This is a genomic window from Streptomyces ureilyticus (genome assembly GCF_011045025.1).
Lineage (GTDB): Bacteria > Actinomycetota > Actinomycetes > Streptomycetales > Streptomycetaceae > Streptomyces > Streptomyces ureilyticus.
Map to the genome: position 1 here is coordinate 1 of NZ_JAAKZX010000029.1, position 20145 is coordinate 20145.

Annotated in this window: 23 protein-coding genes and 1 pseudogene; 1 reads left to right on the plus strand and 23 read right to left on the minus strand. The window is 70.2% G+C overall.

The features are described from left to right. Positions 1-61: 61 nt before the first annotated feature. The 21 genes and pseudogenes from G6048_RS12145 to G6048_RS49415 all read right to left on the minus strand — a co-directional run bounded on the left by G6048_RS12145 (position 62) and on the right by G6048_RS49415 (position 17432). Positions 62-643: an Rv1733c family protein gene (locus tag G6048_RS12145; RefSeq protein ID WP_328825751.1), complete on the minus strand. Its 582-nt coding sequence runs from the start codon at positions 641-643 to the stop codon at positions 62-64. Between the two features lie 79 nt (positions 644-722). After that, the gene (locus G6048_RS12150; RefSeq protein ID WP_165339506.1) at positions 723-1181 is read right to left on the minus strand and encodes a CBS domain-containing protein; all 459 of its coding nucleotides are present in this window, start codon (positions 1179-1181) and stop codon (positions 723-725) included. A 699-nt stretch (positions 1182-1880) separates the two neighbouring features. Next, on the minus strand, positions 1881-2378 hold the full coding sequence (locus G6048_RS12155; protein ID WP_165339507.1) for a hypothetical protein: 498 nt from the start codon (positions 2376-2378) through the stop codon (positions 1881-1883). A gap of 12 nt (positions 2379-2390) precedes the next feature. Beyond that, complete coding sequence (locus tag G6048_RS12160; RefSeq protein WP_165339508.1) at positions 2391-4562, minus strand: integrase; 2172 nt, start codon at positions 4560-4562, stop codon at positions 2391-2393. Further along, a complete protein-coding gene (locus tag G6048_RS12165; protein ID WP_165339509.1) occupies positions 4559-6304 on the minus strand; it encodes a hypothetical protein in 1746 nt (581 codons plus the stop codon). The genes G6048_RS12160 and G6048_RS12165 overlap by 4 nt, the downstream gene beginning before the upstream one ends. After that, positions 6304-7758 carry a site-specific integrase gene (locus G6048_RS12170; RefSeq protein WP_165339510.1) on the minus strand — a complete coding sequence of 485 codons (1455 nt, stop codon included), beginning with the start codon at positions 7756-7758 and terminating at the stop codon, positions 6304-6306. Before G6048_RS12170 ends, G6048_RS12165 begins: the two co-directional genes overlap by 1 nt. Positions 7759-7862: 104 nt before the next feature. Further along, positions 7863-8126: pseudogene (locus tag G6048_RS12175) on the minus strand (glycosyltransferase family 2 protein); the annotation flags it as partial. A 53-nt stretch (positions 8127-8179) separates the two neighbouring features. Beyond that, positions 8180-8779 (minus strand): hypothetical protein, encoded by a 600-nt coding sequence (locus G6048_RS12180; RefSeq protein ID WP_235989631.1) that lies wholly within the window; start codon positions 8777-8779, stop codon positions 8180-8182. Between the two features lie 34 nt (positions 8780-8813). Then, positions 8814-9359 (minus strand): hypothetical protein, encoded by a 546-nt coding sequence (locus tag G6048_RS12185; RefSeq protein ID WP_165339511.1) that lies wholly within the window; start codon positions 9357-9359, stop codon positions 8814-8816. Then, on the minus strand, positions 9356-10054 hold the full coding sequence (locus G6048_RS12190) for a hypothetical protein (RefSeq protein ID WP_165339512.1): 699 nt from the start codon (positions 10052-10054) through the stop codon (positions 9356-9358). The genes G6048_RS12185 and G6048_RS12190 overlap by 4 nt, the downstream gene beginning before the upstream one ends. Before the next feature lie 38 nt (positions 10055-10092). After that, positions 10093-11094, minus strand: a complete 1002-nt coding sequence (locus G6048_RS12195) for a hypothetical protein (protein WP_328825752.1) — start codon at positions 11092-11094, stop codon at positions 10093-10095. Between the two features lie 87 nt (positions 11095-11181). Further along, positions 11182-11691, minus strand: coding sequence for a hypothetical protein (locus tag G6048_RS12200; RefSeq protein ID WP_165339513.1), 510 nt, complete (start codon positions 11689-11691; stop codon positions 11182-11184). A 50-nt stretch (positions 11692-11741) separates the two neighbouring features. Next, entirely contained in the window at positions 11742-12512 is a 771-nt protein-coding gene (locus G6048_RS12205; protein WP_206341507.1) for a hypothetical protein, read from the minus strand. Positions 12513-12529: 17 nt separating this feature from the next. Beyond that, positions 12530-12910: a hypothetical protein gene (locus G6048_RS12210; RefSeq protein ID WP_165339514.1), complete on the minus strand. Its 381-nt coding sequence runs from the start codon at positions 12908-12910 to the stop codon at positions 12530-12532. A gap of 121 nt (positions 12911-13031) precedes the next feature. Further along, positions 13032-13409 (minus strand): hypothetical protein, encoded by a 378-nt coding sequence (locus G6048_RS12215; protein WP_328825753.1) that lies wholly within the window; start codon positions 13407-13409, stop codon positions 13032-13034. A 263-nt stretch (positions 13410-13672) separates the two neighbouring features. Next, positions 13673-14446 carry a hypothetical protein gene (locus G6048_RS12220; protein ID WP_206341508.1) on the minus strand — a complete coding sequence of 258 codons (774 nt, stop codon included), beginning with the start codon at positions 14444-14446 and terminating at the stop codon, positions 13673-13675. Positions 14447-14660: 214 nt separating this feature from the next. Continuing rightward, on the minus strand, positions 14661-15605 hold the full coding sequence (locus G6048_RS12225; protein ID WP_328825754.1) for a hypothetical protein: 945 nt from the start codon (positions 15603-15605) through the stop codon (positions 14661-14663). Then, complete coding sequence (locus G6048_RS12230; protein ID WP_165339515.1) at positions 15595-15762, minus strand: hypothetical protein; 168 nt, start codon at positions 15760-15762, stop codon at positions 15595-15597. The genes G6048_RS12225 and G6048_RS12230 overlap by 11 nt, the downstream gene beginning before the upstream one ends. 121 nt (positions 15763-15883) lie before the next feature. Beyond that, on the minus strand, positions 15884-16453 hold the full coding sequence (locus tag G6048_RS12235; protein ID WP_165339516.1) for a hypothetical protein: 570 nt from the start codon (positions 16451-16453) through the stop codon (positions 15884-15886). A gap of 320 nt (positions 16454-16773) precedes the next feature. Continuing rightward, the gene (locus tag G6048_RS12240; protein WP_165339517.1) at positions 16774-17274 is read right to left on the minus strand and encodes a hypothetical protein; all 501 of its coding nucleotides are present in this window, start codon (positions 17272-17274) and stop codon (positions 16774-16776) included. Next, entirely contained in the window at positions 17271-17432 is a 162-nt protein-coding gene (locus G6048_RS49415; protein WP_235989632.1) for a hypothetical protein, read from the minus strand. Before G6048_RS49415 ends, G6048_RS12240 begins: the two co-directional genes overlap by 4 nt. A 251-nt stretch (positions 17433-17683) precedes the next feature. Between G6048_RS49415 and G6048_RS52210 the strand changes: the two genes are divergently transcribed. After that, a complete protein-coding gene (locus G6048_RS52210) occupies positions 17684-18175 on the plus strand; it encodes a hypothetical protein (protein WP_456243417.1) in 492 nt (163 codons plus the stop codon). Here G6048_RS52210 and G6048_RS12250 read toward each other — a convergent pair. After that, on the minus strand, positions 18127-19632 hold the full coding sequence (locus G6048_RS12250; RefSeq protein WP_165339518.1) for a VirB4 family type IV secretion system protein: 1506 nt from the start codon (positions 19630-19632) through the stop codon (positions 18127-18129). The genes G6048_RS52210 and G6048_RS12250 overlap by 49 nt on opposite strands. A gap of 28 nt (positions 19633-19660) precedes the next feature. Further along, positions 19661-20116, minus strand: a complete 456-nt coding sequence (locus tag G6048_RS12255) for a DUF6238 family protein (protein ID WP_165339519.1) — start codon at positions 20114-20116, stop codon at positions 19661-19663. Positions 20117-20145 lie beyond the last annotated feature (29 nt).

The window sequence follows — 20145 nt, forward strand, 5'->3', positions numbered from 1 at the left end:
GCCCAGCGCACGCCTCCCACCCCGGCCCGGGTACACCATGGGCCGTAGGCGGGACCTCCTCTCAGCCGGTCATGCGTCCCCACCGGGGGCCGAACTCCCGCCATTCGGCGGCCCACTGCTTCATCCGCCACCGATCCACACGCCCGCGCACAACTCGGACGCCTCCCCACACCGCTCCGCCCGTGCCGACCGCGGCCAGCGCACCCAGCACGGCCGCCTGCACTGCGGATTCCATGGGGCTCAGAGGCGCCGACACCAGTCGGTCACGCTCGTCCGTCCAGACCGTGACCCGGCTCCCCGCCGCCGTGTCCGGCACCACCCTGGCCTCCCCCGTACGGACCGAGCCGTCCGGCACCGTCCAGCGCACCGTCACCCACACCCGGTTGTTGTGCACCGCCCTGATATGAGCCTGTGCCGGGGCATCCTCGGTGAGCACCGCCGAGACCGCCTGACGCCCACTGCGCTGCCGGTCGAAGACCCGCTCCGCTGCCCCCGCGCTCGTCACGGCCGCGAGCAGACCGCCCACCACCGCAAGTCCCCACGCGGCGAGCACCACCCAGGCTTCGATGACGTCACAGCGCCGCCGCAGCGCATTGCGCCGCCACCGCCACAGCCTCACCTTCGTACGACGTGGCCTCGTCACCGCTCGTCACCCCTCATCAGGACCGACGGCACCTGCTTCGAGTCTGCGCGCGGGAGCAGCGCTACCGCCCCGCCCCTGCTCACCCCTGCGTAAGGAAGTAGTCCATCAGCCGGGCCGCGGTGATCGCCCCGACCGTCCGGGTCCGCTCACCGTCCGCTTCGACGACCGCCACCAACGGCGTATGCGTCCTGGCCATCAGCACGGCGATCTCCGCTGCACCGGCATCAGGGCCGACCACGGCGGGCACGGCGCCGTGCCGCGGGATCCACTGCGCGACGGTGAGCCCGCGGAGTTTCTCCGGCAGGCTCTCGATATCGGCCTCACGCAGAGAGACGGCCAGCGCCGGTTCCTCCAGCGCGAAGTCCGGCAACGCGACCCTCAGCAGCTGCGAGCCGGGCACGACCGCGTACGGCCGCTGATCGGCGTCGACCACCAACAGCGCCGGCAACCGGCGCTCGACGAACAACCGGGCCGTCGCCACAGCATCGTCGTCCGTCGACACCGACGGATAAGGATCCGCCAGATCGTATGCACGCATGCGCGGCCTCCTCACCCCCGCAGCCAGCACAGATGAAAGACGAGGACACGACCGCTACGACGAGCTATTGCGCCCCGGACACGGCCCTCGCCGCCGCAAAGATCAACGTGATGTCGACCTCCGACCGGGCTTCCCGGCACACCCCACACTGTGCAGATGCCTTACCCAACATTGGTGGATCTGTATCCGATGCACCTGCTTGATCAGCCCGCGCAGGCACATGTCGGACATCCCGCCACTGTCCGGCGAGAAGTGGCCGTGAAAGCGGTGATCGTCCCTGGACGCTCCTGCAGTACACCGAGGCTCTCCCTTGCAGCCGGGAGTCGACCAGTCCGCAGTCGCGCAGGCAGGACAGGTGCGCCGCGCCGCGGCCGGGGCAGGGCGTCCAGCGGGCGGGTCAGCCGAGGACCGGCAGTGCCAGCTACACAAGGGTGGAGATCCGTCGTGCCGGGGCGGTAGACCGCGAGGCGCGGGGTGGCCGGTGGATGTGCGTCGGCGCCCCGGCGGACGACACCGTGATCGCGGCGGACGACCCGCACCGCGGAACGAGGATGCTTCCGCCTCGGACGCGAGGGCAGCGAGGCCGGCGGACACCGAAGTGCTGATGCTCAAGGGCCGAGGGACGCGCTCTGCGGCGCGGTAGCGGCTGACCGTCCGCGGGACCTGGAGATCCGCTTGCGGCGGACGGGATTGGATCGGTCAACTGCAAGATCCATACGGCGCTGTGCGGTCTGCGGCGGCGGGCAGCGCCCGGACGTTGGCGCCGTCGGTGATCTGACGGCGGAGGCGTTCGATCTCCTCGTGCTGGGCGGCCAGCCGGGAGATCGCCAGCTGCTTGAATCCGGTGAGCTCCTCCAGTAGCGCGTCGCGGACCGCGACGCGGTTCTTCAGTTCCGCTCGCTCGGCCTTCAGCCGCTCGATCTGTGCCTCGCGTGGGTCGACGATCTTCCCGGCCTGCTGGAGTTCGTGCACCCGGTGCTCGAACTCTTCGGCCAGGTGCTGGTAGGCGCCGGGTCTGGGGGTGCCGTCGCGGTTCTTCTTCGGGTAGAAGCCAGTGCGGGTGACTCCGGCGACCGCAGCGAGCGTCTTGAGATCGGTCTTGCCGCCCGGCGGCAGGTTGCCGCTCAAGATCCGCTCCATCGCGGCCCGGATGGCGGCCTCGTTGCGGGCCTTGTCCTCCTCGGTGAGCCGAGCCATCACATTCCTCTCTCACGCCGCCGTAGAAGCTGCGTCGATCTCGGCGACCACGCGCAGGGCACGGTCGCGTTCGGGCAGGAGCCGCTTCTTCTCGCCCTTGGCCACCCGAGGGCTCTCGACGAAGGTGTCGATCACGGTGACCTGCCCAAGCCACACCGGCCGGTGACTGTGGTGGTGGGTAGCCTGCGGGCAGCGGGCCGAGTCACACATCCCCACCAGCGGTTTCTTGGCGTTCGGAGTGCCCGCGAGCTTGAGGCACAGCGCCTTGGACGGGTCGCGGAACCAGCAGAAGTTCGCCGCTCCGACGTGAAGCACCTTCGATAGCTTGCTCAGAAGGTTCTCCAGGTGCCGGTCATCCTCCAGAACCTTCGGATCGTGACGGGCGGCCTCGTTGAGCTGCGCATCCACATGCTGGAGTGCCTCGATCAACCCGCGGGCACCGGGACCGGCGGGCTTGCGGCCCTCCTTGAGGTCGCGGAACGCCTCCACGGTGAGCTCCATGTGCTTCTCCTGCTCGGCCTCCTCGACCTCGGTGAGGAACAGCCGCTGGGATCCGCCGGGGCGCGCGGCGTACCCCTCTGTCGTGGCGACGGAGATGTGCTTCAGCGCAATCTTCGCGGCCAGCAGCCCGCCGGGCCGCGCGGCGATCGACAGAGCGAGCGTCCGGCGCAGCATCCGGGCGCTGATGGGGCCGGCCGGAATGACCGGCAGACCCCAGCGCTCCCGGTTCCCCGACTCCTCCAGCCACTTCCTCATGCGGTCGAGGCTGAACGACAGGGCGGCCGTGTTGAACAACGCGGCGCCGGGTGGCGCCCCCAGCAGACGCTCAGCCAGGGCGACGGCGCGGTGCACGTCCTCGATCACGACCCACTCGTCGGGCACCCCGCCGAGCTTCTGACCCTTGATCAACCGGCCGGCGAGCCGGTACCGGGTACCGCCCGACTTGGTCCGGGTCTGGCGCCGACAGCCGACGCTGAGCTCGAGCAGCTCGCTGTTGCGCATACCGCTGAGCGCGCTGGTCACCACCAGACATGCGGCAAGAACGTTGGCGACCATCGACGCGACCCCGGCGTCGGACAGCGGGGCTGTCCACGGCACCAGTGCGCCGTCCTCCTCGCGGGCGATCGTGGGTGCGGTGCGTGCCCAGTAGTTCTCGAATCCCACGTCCTCGGCGAGCGCGAGCAGCTCGGGCGCGATCCTCTCGCGCAGGTACTCTCCGGCGATGGTGCTCGTGCCGACCTGGTACGCGAGGCGATACCACGCAAGGTCTTTCAAAGGCGCGAGGTCACCGGTGCTGATGCGCAGGCTGTCGGCCCGGCCGTCGGCCTGCGGCAACGGCACGCGATCGGCGTGCATCTGGGCGATCAGGCGCTTCAAGTCCGGGACGTGGGCCAGCGTGGCACGCGGGAAGTCCTTCGCCATGGCCGCGTCCTCGCGGACCTTCTCGACGAGATCGGCGAGGTGCGGCCCGACCGTGTTGACCAGATAGAGGCAGGTGGCCAGCACAGGCTGCAGGAGGTGATCGGGTACCGAGGGGGTGCGATTGGCCCGCAGCCACGTACCGCCGACGACCTTGATCGTGCTCCGGCCGTCCCACGGGACGAAACCCGCCCGGTAGCTGTCCGTGGACAGCAAATCGGCGTACAGCGTGATCAGTTGTACGACACGGACGCTCTCGGCCAGCGTCTCAGGCTCCGCCTGGACCGGTGCTGCATCCGGCTTGGGGACGTACCACTGTGCCTCGGCGGCGAACCTGTCGCAGTGCTCCTGCGTGACCTCATCCAGGGAAGTGACCCCGTTCGCGGTGAGCCAGTTGAACCACGCGGTGAACTGCCGCAGGAAGCGGTTGCAGGTACGGGGACTGCGGTTCTTGCGCAGCGCGAGAGCGCACTCCAACACGCTGTCGTGCTGCGGGGCGAGTAGAGCGATCAGGATCTCCTTGGCGACCACACGCCACTTCGGATTCACGATCTTGAAGAAGTTCCAGGTCAGCTCGTGCCGCTTGATGGACCGGGGCTTGTCGGCCAGACCCCACATGTCCCACAGGTCATCCTCGAACCGCGAGCGTACGGAGCCGGGCAGAAGAGCCATGCCGATGGCCTCGTGGACGTAGCAGCCGGCGAAAGCGGAGACGGGCCGGCGGGTGATCGTGGCCGGGGCCCGCAGCGGGCGGGGGAGCTTCATCGGGTGGCCTCCTCGGGCCGCAGAGGGATCTCGCTGTCGTCGTCGGCCACGTCCAGCGCGCCCTTCGCCTTCGCCTCCGTAGAGAACTTCGGCAGAATGTCGTGGGTGAGCCGGTGCGCGTACGGGCCGAACACCCGCAGGTAGTGGTCGGTCGTCATCTGCTGGAACTGGCGGGCGAAGAAGGCGTCGAGCCGCAGCAGGTTCGACGCATGCCGCGGCAAGAACACCGCCAGCGGACACAGCAGGCACACCCACGGGCGCGCCGGGCACGGCTTCCCGGCCGGGCCATGGACTCCGGCCAGTTGGTTGGTGCAGGCCGCAGTGAACACATCGCGCTCGCCGCCGACGAGTTCGGCGATGGCGGCCGTATCCAGGCCCAAGCGCCGTACCTCGTCGGGAAAGTCAGCCGCGAACTGCGCGGCCCTCTCGCTGGTCAGAACGACGGGCGGAAGCGCCTTGCGCAGGATGTCGGCCTGCCCGTCGTTGATGATCGAATCGATGTCGTCGAGCTGGTCGGGGTCGGTGGGAGTGGCGTAGTGATCTCCCTCGGTGCGCGCACTGTGGTTCGGATCGATCAACGCGCGACCGGTCCAGCCACGACGGGCCAGCCGCTCGTCGTAGGTGTGCCGGATGCGTCCTCCATGGATGGAGAACTTTCGGCCTTGGTCATTGACGAGCCCGCTCAGTTCCACGAACTTGCGCCGATGCGCTCCCTTCACATGATCGCGGGCCGCGTCAGCTTTGTGCTCGGTGGTGCCGATCCACAGCTCCTCTTTGAGGTCGTCGGCGGCAAATCGCCGCAGCGTGGAGGAATGATCCAGCCACTGCTCCAGCAGGCGCACTGCGGGACCCGTCAGGACGGAACTCTCCCGTGTCGTACGGCCTTTCACGTAGGACAGCAGAATCGTCGCGTCGCCCGCCCATTCCAAGTCGCCGACGCCGAGGTCGGCGATGCCGTCGGGCACGACGCCGCAGTACACGCCGAGCAGCGCCTTGTAGGCGGCCATGATCGGGCGGCTCGGGAAGAGATCGTCCCGCACCTGCTGCGCGGCTGAGCAGCCAGTGGTGGAGAACGTCTTGCGCATTCCGCGCTTTTCACCAGTGCGGGCCCGAAAGTAGTCGAGGTATGCGTTGTACGTCAGCGGGCCGCGCCTGATCATGAGCCACGCGATGTCCTCCTCCGCGTCCTCCCGATCGGTGAGAAGTGGATCTGAGCCCCATTTGTCGCTCTGGACTGCCAGTTTGTAGCGGGCGTAGCTCTCGTCGACCGCGCGCCGGCACGTCGTCTCCAACCGCTCCCATTCGGCGTCGGTGTACGCCTTGTACGTGCTCAGCACCGGCCGGGCCTGGACAGGTTCGCCGTCGAGGTACGCGCGCACATCCGGGCGCAAGCACCCGGTGGTCAAGTCGAGGTCCTTGAGGAGCTGACGGGTGTTTCGCTCCCGAGTGTGGTTGCTGGCCATCCAGAACCGCATCAGCACGCCGCGGGTCAGCTCGGAGGCGGGCCCGCTGAAGCCGTCCTTCGCCAGCGCGTGGACCATCCTCCGCGCGGCGATCCCGTAACCATTGGCCGTGCCCCGCCTCTTGATGCCTCCATGGGGATGGGCGTTGGCCGCGAGACCTACCGCCAGGTCACGTGCCAGCTGCGGGTTGGGCAATCCGGCGAGCCTGACCGTCCAGTCGGTGCCGTCGACGAAGATGAAGTGGACACCCAGCGGTTCGTCCACAATGGTGGCGGGCATCAGGCGTTCACCTCGCCGTCGAACTCGGCGTCTGCCTCGGCTGCGGCGGCCTTATCGATCCGGGCGAGCGCACTCTGGTAGAGATCTTTGTAGATCCGGGTGATGTCCAGGCGCGCGATATATAGCTCCGTGGACGTCACGCTCCAGTGACCGAGCAGGTCACGCAGGATGAGCATCGGCTCGTGCTTGCGCAGGTAAAGCGCGAGCGCTGCATCGGGATCGGTGCCCTCCACCAGGTCGGCAAGCCGTGCGTAGTAGCCCTTGATCAGATGTTCCAAGGTCCGCATCGCCATCGAATGGCGCAGCCGGTGGGGCGCCACGGTCGGAAACCGCGGTTCGTATCTCTCGCGGATGCGTGCCGATGTGCGGCGGAAGACGGTCGCCCAGTCGACGAACGGCTCGCCGGTGGACTGCAGGCCCACCAGCGGGGACTGGCCCTCGGGGGTGATCAGGCACAGGCGCTCGGCCGGCCGCAGACTCTTCCACGAGCGACGTACCCCGTTGAGGCGCGCTCCCTCCCATTCGGGCTCCTCGACATACAGCGGCTCGCCGAGCTTCGACGGGGGCCGCCACCTGAAGCCCTCCGCCGAGGCGGCCCGGTCCAGGTCGATGTATTGGTGCATCGTGGCCAGCGGCTCGTAGTGGATCCACGTCGTACGGTCCTTCTCGCCCTTGGTGATCGCGTACGCGAGCGGGAAGAGCACGGGAAGCGTCGTCGGGCGGGCTGGGAGCGGCGGGATCTCGTAGGTCGTCAGGTGGGTGAACTCCTTGCGCCTCAGCCCGCTGGACAGGACGAAGCCGCCCATCGCGGAGTTCCGGGCGCCTTCCCGGGGACGGCGGTAGCGGAGGTCAGGTTCACCGAGTGGGTCGAGACCAGCGAGTGCTCGCACGAAGAGCTCGGCGAAGTCCCACTCCAGATGCTTGATCGTCGTGTGAGGCCGAGGGCGTCCTAGCTTGGCCATGTTCTTCCTGACCTTCTCCAGCACGCCGTGGGCCATCCTGTGCCCCATGCGGTAGGTGAAGGGAACGACGCTGAGCTCGCCTTCGTCCTTCGCCCAGTCGTAGAAGGCGGACAGGATGCTCACGTGCAGATTCCACGTGGTGTGGTCCCACCGCGCCTTCAGGGGGCCGGCCAGTCGGTACTCGGCGTACATGCTCAGCGCACCACGCAACTCCTGGCGGTCGTTGAAGGGATGAACTCCGCGCTCCTGGAGGAATGAGAGCCACGCAGAGAGGCAGCTGGCGCTGTTCTCCCATGTCCGTACCGCTGGCGCGCCGTTGATCGGGAGCTCCCCGAGGTACCTGTTCGCCACCGTCGTCGGTCGTGGGGACCCGGGTGCGTCCTCAAAGAGCAAGTCGTCATCAATGAGTACCGGCATCTGCTCGCGGATCAGCGGCTGACGCGCCACATCCCAGGTCTCCCAGCCCGAAGCCGAAAAGCTGATCTTCTGCATGGCCGGAGACCATAGGTTTCCGACACGGCAGAGTGCAACACACTGCAACAGGCCCTATCTGACGTGGGCTTGGCAATGCGACACGGTCATTAAGCAGCAACTACATCGTCGTCGGCCCAGTTGACGTACTCGGTGCGCACGTCGTTGAGGGCGAGGTTGCGGGCGCAGGCGGCGCCGACCGGGCGGGGCAACGCGAGGACGCGTACACGCGGGTCGGCGGCGAGGGGCGCCGGCAAACGGGTGGGGTCGGCGCCGTCGAGTGAGATCACCGCCTCCCACGGCACGCTCTGCCGGGTGAGGCTGTCGTGCAGGGCGGTCAGGTAGCCGAGCCGGTCGGGCCGGAGCCGGGTGGCGATGACGACGGTGATCTTGGCGGTGGGGGAAGGCAGGAGGTTCTCCGCGGCAGGGGGGCGAGAAGGGGTCAGTGGCGGGGAGCGGTCCGTGCGGTGGCGGTCGGCGCTGGAGCCGCGGCTGGTGTGTTGGGGGCGGTGGTCCGGGGCGGCAGGGTGGCCGGGACCGGGTGGCCGGGTCGCCAGCGGTAGGCGGCGTTGCTGAACCGGGCGTGTGGGTCGGTGTCCCAGGCCACGACGGGACCGCGGTCCTCCGTGTGGAGCGAGATGACCTCGATGCCGTGCTGTGGGTGCAGGACATACCCCCAGTCCAGGCCCCGGTGGGACTTCTCGGTGATGGTCCACGGCTCGGGCTCGGCTGCGCCGACGGTGATGACGCGGACGTTGTCGAGCTTCCTGCTGGGGTGCTCGTCGCCGCCGACGAGTTCGGCACGCAGCGGTTCGGGGGCTCCGTCGAGGAGGTCGGTGCCCAGCTGGGACCAGCCCTCGGGTGCCTCGTCGATCAGGTGCCGGCACAGGGCGTCGAGGTCGCCGCCGAAACGGTACCGGTGAGCGCCGAGCAGCAGCGGAAGGTGGTGGCTGGGGTGGCCGTCCCAGTGCACGTAGACGCCGGCATACCCGGTGTCGGTGGGGCGGGCGATGAAGGAACGGGTGGCCAGGGAGTTCTCCAAGGACGTTCGGACGGCGGGTGGTTGACGCCGCTGCTCAGGGACGGCGGCGTACGGGATGGACACTGCCGGTGTCGGCGGCCCGGCGGTGCTGCTCGCTGACAGTGGGCATCGGGGAAGGCGCCGAGCCGGGGTGAGCGTCAGGGGGCGCGCTGGGGACGGCTTCAAGAGCACGCTGGAGGCTGCGCAGCGCGGCGGCGTGGCCGAGTGTGATGCTCAGCTCGCTCTCGACCGGGGCGGCGGTGCCGGGCCGGGGCGTGAGCCGGTGGGCGTCGGCGAGGCCGAACACGGCCGTGCTCAGGTGGGTTGCGGCACGGTTGCTGTGCGCGAGCGCGGTGGCTAGCTGGGCCAGATATGCGCGTCCCGGGGCGGTCGTCGCGAGGGAACTGTCTGCGGACTGGCGCAGATCCGCGACGAGGCCGGAGGCAAGGTTGTACACGGCGACCAGCTGGTCGAGCACCGGCACGAACGCTGCCTGTGCGCTGCCGGTCTGCGGCGGGACCAGGCCGGCGGCGGTGTCCTTGAGACGGCGCTGCCAGGTGGTCAGGCGGGCGTGGACGAAGGCGTCGTGGCTCTGGCTCATCGGCGGTGCCCCTTGCGTGGGTTGATCCGTGGAAGGGGCGGGTGGTGGGAGCGCGGGCCGTCGGCGGAGTGCACCGTGATGTGGAAGTCGCGGTGCCGCAGGCGCTGCAGGCTCCTGATCAGCTGGCGCCTGGTCTGCTCGGCGGTGAGGGTGTCCGGCAGGTGGCATTCGCCGGTGGCGGGGTCGAGCAGAAAGGCGCCGTGCGCGAGCAGCTCGAGGAAGGCGCCGATGTAGCCGGTGCGGATCCGCGGACGCCGCTGGGCGTCGAAGGTGACGTGGACCTGGAGGTGGCCGGGGCTGCTGCGCCGGATCGGGGCGGGGGACGCGAAGCGGTAGCCGGCCAGCAGCCGGCGGTGCAGCCGGGGCGCGGCCCGGACGGGGTCGGCGGGCACGGCGATGCCGCGCGGGGCTCGGAGACCCTGGACGTGCTGGTGGCTGGTGTTGGCGGGCAGCATCGGCAGCACCAGGTACTGGTCCGGGCGGTGGGGGCGGGGCATGACGTACAGCTGCAGGCCCCAGTGGTGCGTCAGCACGCTGCGCTGGACATTGTCCGTTGAGAACGCGGCATACGGCAGGGGGCCGCTGTCCCAGATCCGGTTGCTGGCCGGGTCGTCGGCGATGGCTACCGCGGTCGGGGAAGGCTGCCAGCCGGGCAGGCGGTCGGCGAGCGCGTGGGTGAACTCGGTTATGTGCAAGGGCAGTTACCCGTGTAGGCGGGTCGTTGGGATGGTGGTCACGAGGCGGCGGCCATGCCGTGGGCGTCGGTACGGCGGCACGTGTAGCCGATCAGCGTCGCCTTGCCCGGCGTGGCCGGGACGGTGGCGACGTCGGAGCAGGTGAACGTGTAGGTGAAGGACGGGCTCGGCCTGTCCTTGAGCCAGGCGCGGTCTTTCTTCCCCGGCACGATCTGCAGCCCGGAGTGGGCGACGGCGTCGCGCTGGGTGTGGGTGTGTGCGAAGACCACGAGCGCGCCGCCGCCGGCGGTCTTCAGCGCGTAGCTGCCGGGGAACTCGGTGGCGGCGGAGGAGAATTCGGTGGTGCCGCGGCTGCCGAACTTGACCGTGGTCTTGTCGTGGACCTTGATCTGCTGCTGTGACGTCTTGGTCGTGGCGAAGACCTTCTTGCCGCTCAGGTCGCCCCCGGTGGCGAAGTTGTCCAGGACGGCGTCGCGCAGGACGCCGACCGGGGCGGCGACGTTCTTGGCGGAGGTCGCGTCGATGGCGCTGGCGTAGCCGCCGACGTCGAGGGCGATCTTGGGCAGCTGCTTGGTGTCGTCGAGGTCGACGGCGGCGACCATCTCCCACCGCCGCGTCTTGGCCTGCTCGGCCATGATCAGGACCCGGGCGTCCTTGTCGTTCTTGCCGCTGTAGGTGACGGCGGCGAACCACTTGGGCTGGCCGGCAGTGAAACGGGGGACGTAGACATCGGTGGAGGAGAGGTCGTACGACCACGGCTTGTACGTCTCGCGATCGGCCTTGGGCAGGCCCTCGTCCTGCTGGTAGTCCGCGACCGACATCGCATACAGCGGGCCGTCCTCGATGGTGTCGAGGAGCTTGCGGTTGTTGTGCGCGTTGGCCCGGTTGTTGATCTTGGAGTAGTGCGCGATCTGTGCGAGGGTCTTCTGCTCCGTCAGGGCCGGCTCGGCGGTCGGCGCGGGAGAGGCGGTGTGCGTGACCCGAGCAGTGGCGTCGGTGTCGGCGCTGCCGGAAGGGCCGCAGGCGGACACGGTCAGCACGACGGATACGACGGCGGTGAGCAGGAGAGCGGAACGGCGGGCTGAGGTGTGCAGGGGAATGACGGTTCTCCGAAGAATGCGGGTGGCTCAGCGGTTACGGGATGCGGCAGCGGAAGCTGCGGGTGGCTGCGGCACGGTCACGGCGGGGACCCCGTGGGTGTCGGCGGCGACGCGCAGTTGCTTCGCGGCGCGGGCGAGGTGCGTACGGGCGTCGCCGATGCAGCCCACGAGTTCCTGGTGTGTGATGGCGATCGCCCGGTCGCGGGCGGCACTGGGGGCCTGGTGGGTGAGGTGGGCCAGGAGGCCGAGGTGGTGGACGGCGGCGCCGAGGGCGGCAAGTGCGGCACCGGTGGGCTGGGCGGCGCTGGCCAGCGCGAGGGTGGTGCGGCGGTCGGTGGCCGTGGGCTGGTGGGGGTAGCGGGTGGCGGCCCGGTGGCGGAAGGCGCTCTCTCCGGCCAGGTAGCCCAGCAGGCGGGCCAGATGGCGGACTTCGTCGTCCAGGATCTCGCTCAGCCCTGGGACGGGGTGGATCTGGTCGGTGAGCGGGAGGTGGTCGGCCACGGTGTTGAGCCGGTCGGCCACGTCGTGCAGCAGCATCCGCTGGTCAGGATCGGACAGCGGCGAACTCCGGGATGAGGGCCCAGGTTCTACCGTCGCGCGGCGGACGGCGGCGTACTGAGCGTCGCCGTCCGCGGGCGTGGCGGCAGGGCGGGAGCGGGGGCAGCGTGGCGGAAGTTGACCCCGATGCCCTGGGCGGTGAGCAGGCGGACGGCGGTCTGGAGCAGCAGCGCACGGGCCTCGGTGCTGTAGGAAGCGGGCAGGACGAACGCCGACTCGTGCGGGCTGTACTGGAAGTAGCAGCCGTACAGCACGGTGCGCGCCTCGGCGGGCACGCTCGCGTACGGCGCTCCCACCACGCCGTCCGGGTACCAGACCAGCGTGAGGGTCTGGGCGACCTCCGGTGCGGCGGGACGGTGCGGCGGCTCGGGCTGGACGCGCGCGTTGTGGCGGACGGTGTCCAGAGCCGCGCGGTAGCGGGGCAGCACGCGGCGCGCGACCGCGGCGGCGGCATGTACCGGGTCGTTGGGGACGGCGATGCCGTTCGGCTCGTCCACTCCGCGGAAGTGGTGCGGCTTGCAACCCTCCGGCTCCAGCGGGGCCACCACGAACTGGTGAGGGTAGCGGGGCCCGTCGGTGACGTAGAGCTGCTCGTCGCCGGGGCCGTGGAGGACGGCGTCATGGCCGAGGACGTACTGGCTGACGATGTAGTCGACGTGGCCGGTGTCCCAGAGCCGTTCGATGGTGGGGAACTGGTCCTGGTAGGCGGCGTGGCGGTGGTACTCGCTCGCCCAAGTACCGGGCAGACGCGCGGCGAGGGTGGTGGCGAAGGCGGACAGGTCGGTACAGGGCTGGGGCATGGGCTCCTGAGGTGCTGTCAGCGGGTACGGCCGGAGGACGGTGCGGATGACGGGGGCGTGGGTGCCGGGCTGTTGGGCGCGGTGTGGGCCGTGCCGTAGTAGTGGGCCACGGCCTCCTGCCAGCTGCGGCGCCGCGGGCGGCCAAGGGCCTGCATGCGTTCGACGGCGACGTGCAGGTCTTCGCCGAGTCGGCGCAGTGTGGCCGCGGCCTGCCGGCAGTCGTGGTGGAGGTCGAAGCCGTCCTGACGTTCGGATGCCTTGGCCGTCATGGCTGCCGTTTCGAAGAACCCTTCGAGAGATCCGAGGAGTCCCTCGGTCGGCTCCAGGACCTGGTCGAGGAGCTGGGCGGCTTCACCGTAGGAGCGGGCTGCGTTGAGCCGGTCGGTGAGATCGCGCACGGCCTGGGCGGCGGCGTACGGGCCTGTCGGGGTGTCGGACTGGGGCGGCAGGTGGGCGCCTCCTCGGAGACGGGACGAAGCAGGAACGGTGAGGTAGCGCCGGGGACGGTGCTGCGGGCGGTCAGCGTCGTGGTCCGCCGGAACCGGGTTGCTGCCCGGGCGGGGTGGGAGGCGTGGCGTGGGATGCCTGGGCCTGTTTCAGGAGCGTGTCGAGGTCCGGGGGCGGGTCGTAGTGGGCGCGCAGGATCTGCAGGTCGGCGTCGGCGGCCATGGCAAGGGCGGTCAGGATTCGGCTGGCGGCATCGCGCAGCAGACGGGGCGCAGAGCCCGGGGCGGCTCCGCGGTTCTGGCGCCGCCATTGCGCGGCGGTGGCCAGGTAGTCCACGACCGCGTTGAGCAGAGGTTCGGCGGCGTCCAGCAGTTGGTTGGTGACCGTGCTGAACTCGGCGGGCGTTTCGGCGGCGGCCAGTGCGGTCAGGTAGGGGTCCACGTCCGGCACGGGCAACGGCTTGCTGGGCAGGGGGTGTTGGGCGCGGAAGTCTTCGGCGTCGCGTTTCGCCCAGCGGTGCAGGTCGTCCGTGGTGGCGGATCGGGTGTGGTAGGCGTGGATCTGTTCGGCGGTCCGGCCGACGTTGTCGTACAGCTCGAAGTCGGGGTGCTGCAGTGTGGCCTCCTGTCTGGCAGTGGGATTGGGAACGCTCGGGCCGCGGCTGTCAGGGACGTGCGAGCGACACCTGCTCCAACCGGTGCGGCCTGGATTGTTCAGCGGGTTCGGGCACGTGGACCTCGTGATGTCGGGAATGCGGGAGCGTTGGTCCCCGTGGGCGGGGGTTTCTGCGATCTCATGGCTGCCGCTTGACCTGGTAGTGCGCGTGACCCGGGGGCTCCGCGCGGAAGTGGGGTCCTCGACGGTGGGTCGGGAGTGCCGAAGGGCTGCGTGCCGCCGACGAGGGAGGGGCGGCCGTCGAGTTCGTCGAGCCAGTTGAGGAGCTTGGGCAGGTTCTTGTCGGGCCCGTACGCGAGGTAGGTGCCGTCGGCGCTGTCGCAGCCGAACCACTCGGCTATCCCCAGACGTGTCCGGGAGTTGACGCGGCCCATGTGCACGCCTTTGCCGCGGGCCTTCGCCTCGCGGGCCAGCCGTTCGGCGACGGGGCCGAGTTTCCACTCGGTCGATCCGGCCAGGAACAGGACGTCGAAGCTGTCCCACGGCATCAGCCCCGGTGCATCGCAGCCGTCCTGGGCCGCGTAGGCCGCGGGGATGCCCAGTTCGCGGATGCGGGCCAGCCACGGCAGGGACTCGGTGAGGGTGCTGGCGGCGTCGAACGGCTGGTCCGGGGCGAGCGCCCACAGGCAGCGATCCGGCCCGTACCGCTCGACGGTCCGGTACAGCCAGGCGAACCACGCTTCGGCGCCGGGCCAGTAGCGGCCCTTGCCGTCGCTGCCGAACTTGGAGTTGTCACAGGCATACAGCGCGCCCTCGGGGATCCGGCTGCCTTGCGCGGGGGTGGTCATGCAGCCGATGCGTCCGGCGCTCATCGCGGCCCGTATCTCAGGCCCCGAGGGAGTGCCGAGGTAGCGCAGCGTGCACCTCCCCGGCGGCGACGCGGTCCGTCATCCGGGCCATTCCCCGGCCGGGCGGGAGGCCACGACGTCGGGCCCGCGGCTCGTGGTGCCTCACCATCCCGGGAAGGCGACACGTTCCAGGTCGTCGAGGCAGACGACTGGGCAGTGAGCGTGGGGCGTGCCGGGTTCACCGGGTGCGACCCGGCATGGGGATCTTCGCCGTCGGCAGCCTGGGGCTTGGGCCCGAAGCCAGGGCAGCGCTGGTGGTCTGGCGCGCGGGGGCCCGGGCACGGATGCGGTCGACAGCGGTGTGCAGGTCCTCACCGATCATGCGCACGGTGGCCGCGGCGTCCTCAAGGTCGTCGTGGAGGTCGGATCCGTCGTCCTGCTCGGCTTCCCTGGCTTTCTCCCCGGCTGCTTCGAAGAACTCGCCGAGCCGCTCCAGCAGGCCGCTGGTGGGGTTAAGGACCTGGTGCAGCAGGGCGGCGGCGTCCGCATGCGACTCGGTTGCGTTGAGCCGGTCGGTGAGAGCGAGGAGCACGTCGCCGCAGACGGAGGTGCGGTCCGCGTTGTCGCAGACGTCCGGGGTCTTGGGCGCGCGGAGCGTCGGCGTGGCTGCGGACATGAGCGCGCTTGTGGTGGACGAGGAGACAGCGGGCAGCAGCCCGAGCTGGATGAGCCGCTGGTCGATCGCCTCGATCAGGGGCGTGGCGTTGCCGCCGTGGCGGGCTTCGGGCCGCTTGGGGGCACCGGGGTCGGCGGAGGGGGCCGAGTCGTAGATCACTTCGAACAGCGCCTGTTCGTCGGGATGCTGGCGGGTCACGATCCACCCCTGCGGGTCCCCTGGCGGACGGTCGCAGGAGGGCTCCTGCGGCGGGCCGATGATCAGGTAACTGTCGTCGGGGAGTGATACGCGCACGAGGTACGCGCTGAGGCCGAACTCGATGTCGCACTCCAGCCCGCGCTGCCGCAGCGGCGTGGTGATGTGCGCGTGGCGGCGCCACAGCTCCTGCCACCAGGCGGTGTCCACGTTGCGGTGGTCGGGGAGCGGCGCGAGCGCAGACGCGTCGACGGACGTGCGGCGGGCGTCGGCGTGGGCGGCGGTCGGGGTGTTCTTGTCCTCAGCGACCACGGCTTCTCCCGCGCGAGGGTGTGTGGCGCAGTGGCGGGGTCCGGCGTGTGGGATGGGGCTGTGGCTCCGGAAGAGGGGTGAAGTCGAATTCGTACTCGTCGTAGGCGTTGATCAGGCCGTGTTCCATCTGGGCTTCGCGCTCGGCGACCTGCGTCATGAGGTCGTCGTGCTCGGCCTGGCACTGCTGGTACTCGGCCCAGTCGGCGTCGCTGAAATGGGCGGGGCGGTTCGGGGGACTCCTTGAGAAGGTGATGCCGGCGTGGATGCTTCGGTGCGGGCTACCGGTGGCGTGCGCTCGGCCTGGTCGGCGCAGGCGCCGGGCTCTCCCGCCGGGAAGGCGCGGGGAAGAAGCGGTGGAAGCCGAGGTGGGCGTCGAGGTCCTTGACCGCGTCGCGGAGCGATTCCGAGGTGCGCCGCAGATAGGCGCGCGCCGTGGCGTGGTCGATGACCATGCGGTTTTCCCGGTGGTGCCGGTCGGTCGGGCTAAAGGACCGGGGCAGGGAAAGGGCCCTCTCCGCGGTCTCGGCGAAGTACGGGGCTGCGTGGCTCGACATGGTGGCCGCCGTCGCGAGGTGGGCGAGTACGGCGCTGCCGGCGCGGTTCGTGCTGTGGGCGGTCCGGGCGAATTCGGCAGTCATGCGGACGACGTCGCGGGAGAGGACCTGCGCGTCGGCGGCCTGCTGGAGCAGATCGGCGTAGGACGGCGTGGCCGGCACATGACCGGTCTCGTCCAGCAGCTGCCACTGCTCGGCGGCGTCGAGGAGCTTGGCCTTCATGTCGTCGAGCGCGCCGATCAGGCGGAGGGTGGCGTCGCGAGGTATCAGTTCGCGCTGGGCATCGGAATTCATGAGCCTCTTGCTTTTGTTCGAAGGCCGCGATGTCGGCCGCGGTGAGGGTGCGGTGTTCGATGAAGGCGAGGGTTATGGCTGGCGTGTGCAGGGCGTGTCCGTGATGTTCGGCGGCGGGAGTCGGCGTGCGGGGCGGCGCGTTCAGATGGGTGGATGCCGGCGGCGACGCAGGAGTCGAGGGTTTCGGCGACGGGCAGGCGAGAGAAGCCCAGCCGCCGTCCACGCCCCCAAGGAGCCCAAACTCCCAGCCTCGCCCGGCTTGTCCCTCTTCGCCGCCGCGCCGGCGGAACGTCGGATGCGTGAGGGATGGCCGGGCCGGTCTATGTCTCGTCGAACGCGAGGTCGTCGAGGGTGCCCTGCTGGTAGTGGAAGACGGCCTCTTCGAGCGGGGCGAGCCGCTCGAACGACGGGTGCTCCCGGAAGGCATCCATGCGGTCGATGACGTACCGCTGCCTCTCTGCCTCAGCCGTGATGATCTGGACGGTGTTCCGGGAGGACAGACGGCCCCACTGGGTCGTGTCGGTAGGGGTGGCGTCCTTCATCCACACCCAGATGCCGCCGCCGAGCCTGAGGATGCTTTCCGGGTGGTACAGCCCGCCGGTCTTGCGGTGGCGGCGCGGGCTGCGGCGTTCGCCGAAGTCACGGGTCATTCCCGCAGCGGCCTTCTGGATGGTCGCCTCGAACAGTTCCTTGTGCTGGCGGAGCCGTTCGCAGATCGCTTCGTGGAGGTCGGCCGTGTGGATGCGTCCGGTCTCGGTGGTGACCTGTTCGGCGGCGTCCAGGGCGATCTTCCGCAGGGCCGGGCTGGATACGTGAATCACGGAAGGTCCCGCCCCTTCCACACAGCCGCCATCTCGGCCAGCGCGGTTGCCGCGTGCTCGATCACCTTGCGGGTCACGGCGCGTCCGGGCGGCGCGAGTTCGGGGTCGTACAGGGCGAAGGTGCGGGTGCCCCGGACCTGGGCGAGCGAGGGCAGCACCTCGCACAGGAGCTGAGTGGCGACCCGGCGCTGGCGCAGGTCCTCCTCGACGCGGGCCTTGCGCTCCGCCCAGGCGCCCTGCAGCGTCAGCTCCTGCGCCGCAACGCGGTCGGCGAGCTGGGGGTCCTCCTCGCGCAGCCGGGCGAGCTGTGCCTCTGCCGAGTCGGCCTGTGCCTTGTTCTGCCGGGCGACGGCGTACGCCTCGTCGAGGCCATGTCGCCGCTGATCACCGAGTCCACGAGGTCGGGTGCGTGCTGCAGGACGGTGCTCGCGCGTCCCATCACGGCCAGGGCGACGCCGAGCTGTTCCGAAACGGAACGCGCGGTCTGTTCCGAGCCGGAACGGCCGCCCTGTTCCGAAACGGAACGGGCCTTGACCGTGATCATCGCGGACTGTCCCTTGGTCAGGCTGCGGCGCCGGAGATTGACCGACAGGACGTAGACGTCGGGGGTGTCGCCCTCAAAGGTGACGAAGACCGGTTTGGTGCCGGCGCGTTCGCATGCGGTGAGCCGGGCGCGCCCGTCGAGGATGCGCCCTTGGCGGTCGAGGACGATGGGCTGAAGGAGCCCGTTCTCCTGGATGTCGTGGGCGAGGGCGGCCAGTTCGTCCTCGTCGAGCAGTGGGATGAGCGAGGTGGTCGGGTGCGATTCGATGATGTCTCCGTGACTACTATTTATACGTATTTGTGCAGGTTTCAGTGCATGCGTGCGTCGGTGTCGAAGAGCGACAGCTCATGCGGATGAAGGAGGTGCTGGACGATGAAAGATCGTCCGGCGACTTTCCACAGGCCACGTCCGCGGTTGAGGTGGGAGATGGCGTCGCTCTCCACCGAGGTCAGGCCCAACAATGAGGCTGCGGCGTGGAGTTGGTCGGTCTCCTGCCGGTAGATGATGCGGGTGGAACAGTCGGCGAGCAGCCCTTCCGCGAGGGCACGTCCGCGGGATCCGGCGTCGCCGGCCGTGAGAAGGTCGGACAAGCGGTGGATGACCATGAGGTTGGCGATGCCCAGGCCGCGGCTCAGTTTCCACTGGGACTGCATGCGCTGCAGGAGGCCGGGGTGGCGCATCAGGCGCCAGGCTTCGTCGTAGACGATCCAGCGCCGGCCGCCGTGGGGGTCGGTGAGGGCGGATTCCATCCAGGCGCTCGCGCAGGTCATGGCGAGGACGAGTGCGGTGTCGTCGCCGGCGCCGCCCAGGTGGGACAGGTCGATGGTGAGCATCGGCGCGTTGGGGTCGAACGTGACGGTGGAGGGCGCGTCGAACATGCCGGCCAGGTCGCCGCGGACCAGGCGGCGCATGGCGTGGGCGAGGTCGCGGGCGGCCTCGCCCAAGCGGCCGGACATCACGCCGCCGGCCGTGTCGAGCTGGTCGGGGTTGTTGAGGGTGGCGGCGATGTCGCCGAGCAGCGGGGTGCGCCCGCTGGCGGCGGCCCGGGTGACCACGGCGTCCAGCGCGATGTCGAGGGCGGTGTGCTCCATCGGCATCAGGTCGCGTCCCAGGACGGTGCGGGCCAGGGAGCCGAGCAGCAGCAGGCGGCGCTTGCGGATCTCCCCGGCCCAGTCGGCTTCCGTGACGCTGTGGGGGCGGGGGGCTGCGTCCAGGGGGTTCAGCTTGCCCGGCAGACCGGGGCCGAGGGCGACGGACGTACCGCCCAGCGCCTGAGCGACGGGAGTCCACTCGCCCTTGGGATCGCACGGGACGTACACGCGGTAGCCGAAGGCGACGGAGCGCAGCGCGAACGACTTCGCGAGTGCGGACTTTCCCTGGCCGATCACGCCGGCCAGCAGGATGTTGGGGTTGGTGAACCCCTCGATCTTGCCGTACAGCGCGAACGGATCGAACACGAACGACGCTTCGGCGTGCACGTCACGGCCGACGTAGACGCCCTCGGCCCCGAGGCCGCCTTCGGCGAGGAACGGGTAGGCGCCGGCGGCGACGGCGGTGGTCATGCGATGCGCGGGCAGGCGGAGCCGGTTCCCGCGGGCTGAGGCAGGCCCCGGGCGCCCGCTCGGCGGATAGAGGGCAGCGGGCGAGTCGTCTGCGGTGGGGACGGCACCTGCCGGGTGGGCGCCAGCTTCGGCGCGGGCCTTGGCGGTGGCCTCGGCGAGCCGGCGGCGGACTGCTCTGCGGCTGGCCCGGTCGGTGCCGTGCGGGGTGAACAGCGGGCTGGCGGCGGCGCGGCGGGCGGGCCGGTGGCTCATCGGGGGCCCTCGATTCGGCGGGTGGTGCTCATCGCACGCACGCGGTGGTGTGCGGGCGGTGGAGGTCGGCGGGGGTGGTCTTGCGGCGGACGATGTGTCCGGCGGCCAGGTGGCGCTGGCAGATCGTGAGGACCGGTGGTCCCTCCGGGAACCGTTCCGGGTGGCACTCGGCCGCGTCTGCCGAGGCGGCGGGCAGGAGGTGGAAGGCGTCGTGCACGGCGGCGGTCGCCTGCCACAGCCGGGTGTGTGCGGTGGCGAGGTGCCGGCCCGCGCCGGGATGCGGCGGGCGGGCGGATTCGGCGAGCTGGTCGAGGAGTTGGTGCAGGGCGGTGAGGTGGGCGTGGAGCACGTCGAGGTGTACGCGGTCCACCGGCGCCGGGGAGGTGAGGGCCGGCCGGGTCAGGGCACGGGTGTGATGGCGGACTCCGGCGCTCGCGGCGCGGAGGTAGGGGTGCGCGTCGTCCGGACGCGGACGAGAGGTCAACGGGGTGTGTTCCTTCCTGTCGCCGTGGC

Coding starts and splice junctions, on each gene's coding strand:
- G6048_RS12150 (WP_165339506.1), bottom strand. CDS start 1,181: ATGCGTGCATACGATCTGGCGGATCCTTATCCGTCGGTGTCGACGGAC.
- G6048_RS12155 (WP_165339507.1), bottom strand. CDS start 2,378: ATGGCTCGGCTCACCGAGGAGGACAAGGCCCGCAACGAGGCCGCCATC.
- G6048_RS12160 (WP_165339508.1), bottom strand. CDS start 4,562: ATGAAGCTCCCCCGCCCGCTGCGGGCCCCGGCCACGATCACCCGCCGG.
- G6048_RS12165 (WP_165339509.1), bottom strand. CDS start 6,304: ATGCCCGCCACCATTGTGGACGAACCGCTGGGTGTCCACTTCATCTTC.
- G6048_RS12170 (WP_165339510.1), bottom strand. CDS start 7,758: ATGCAGAAGATCAGCTTTTCGGCTTCGGGCTGGGAGACCTGGGATGTG.
- G6048_RS12185 (WP_165339511.1), bottom strand. CDS start 9,359: ATGAGCCAGAGCCACGACGCCTTCGTCCACGCCCGCCTGACCACCTGG.
- G6048_RS12200 (WP_165339513.1), bottom strand. CDS start 11,691: ATGCTGCTGCACGACGTGGCCGACCGGCTCAACACCGTGGCCGACCAC.
- G6048_RS12205 (WP_206341507.1), bottom strand. CDS start 12,512: ATGCCCCAGCCCTGTACCGACCTGTCCGCCTTCGCCACCACCCTCGCC.
- G6048_RS12220 (WP_206341508.1), bottom strand. CDS start 14,446: ATGAGCGCCGGACGCATCGGCTGCATGACCACCCCCGCGCAAGGCAGC.
- G6048_RS12230 (WP_165339515.1), bottom strand. CDS start 15,762: ATGACGCAGGTCGCCGAGCGCGAAGCCCAGATGGAACACGGCCTGATC.
- G6048_RS12235 (WP_165339516.1), bottom strand. CDS start 16,453: ATGAATTCCGATGCCCAGCGCGAACTGATACCTCGCGACGCCACCCTC.
- G6048_RS12250 (WP_165339518.1), bottom strand. CDS start 19,632: ATGAGCCACCGGCCCGCCCGCCGCGCCGCCGCCAGCCCGCTGTTCACC.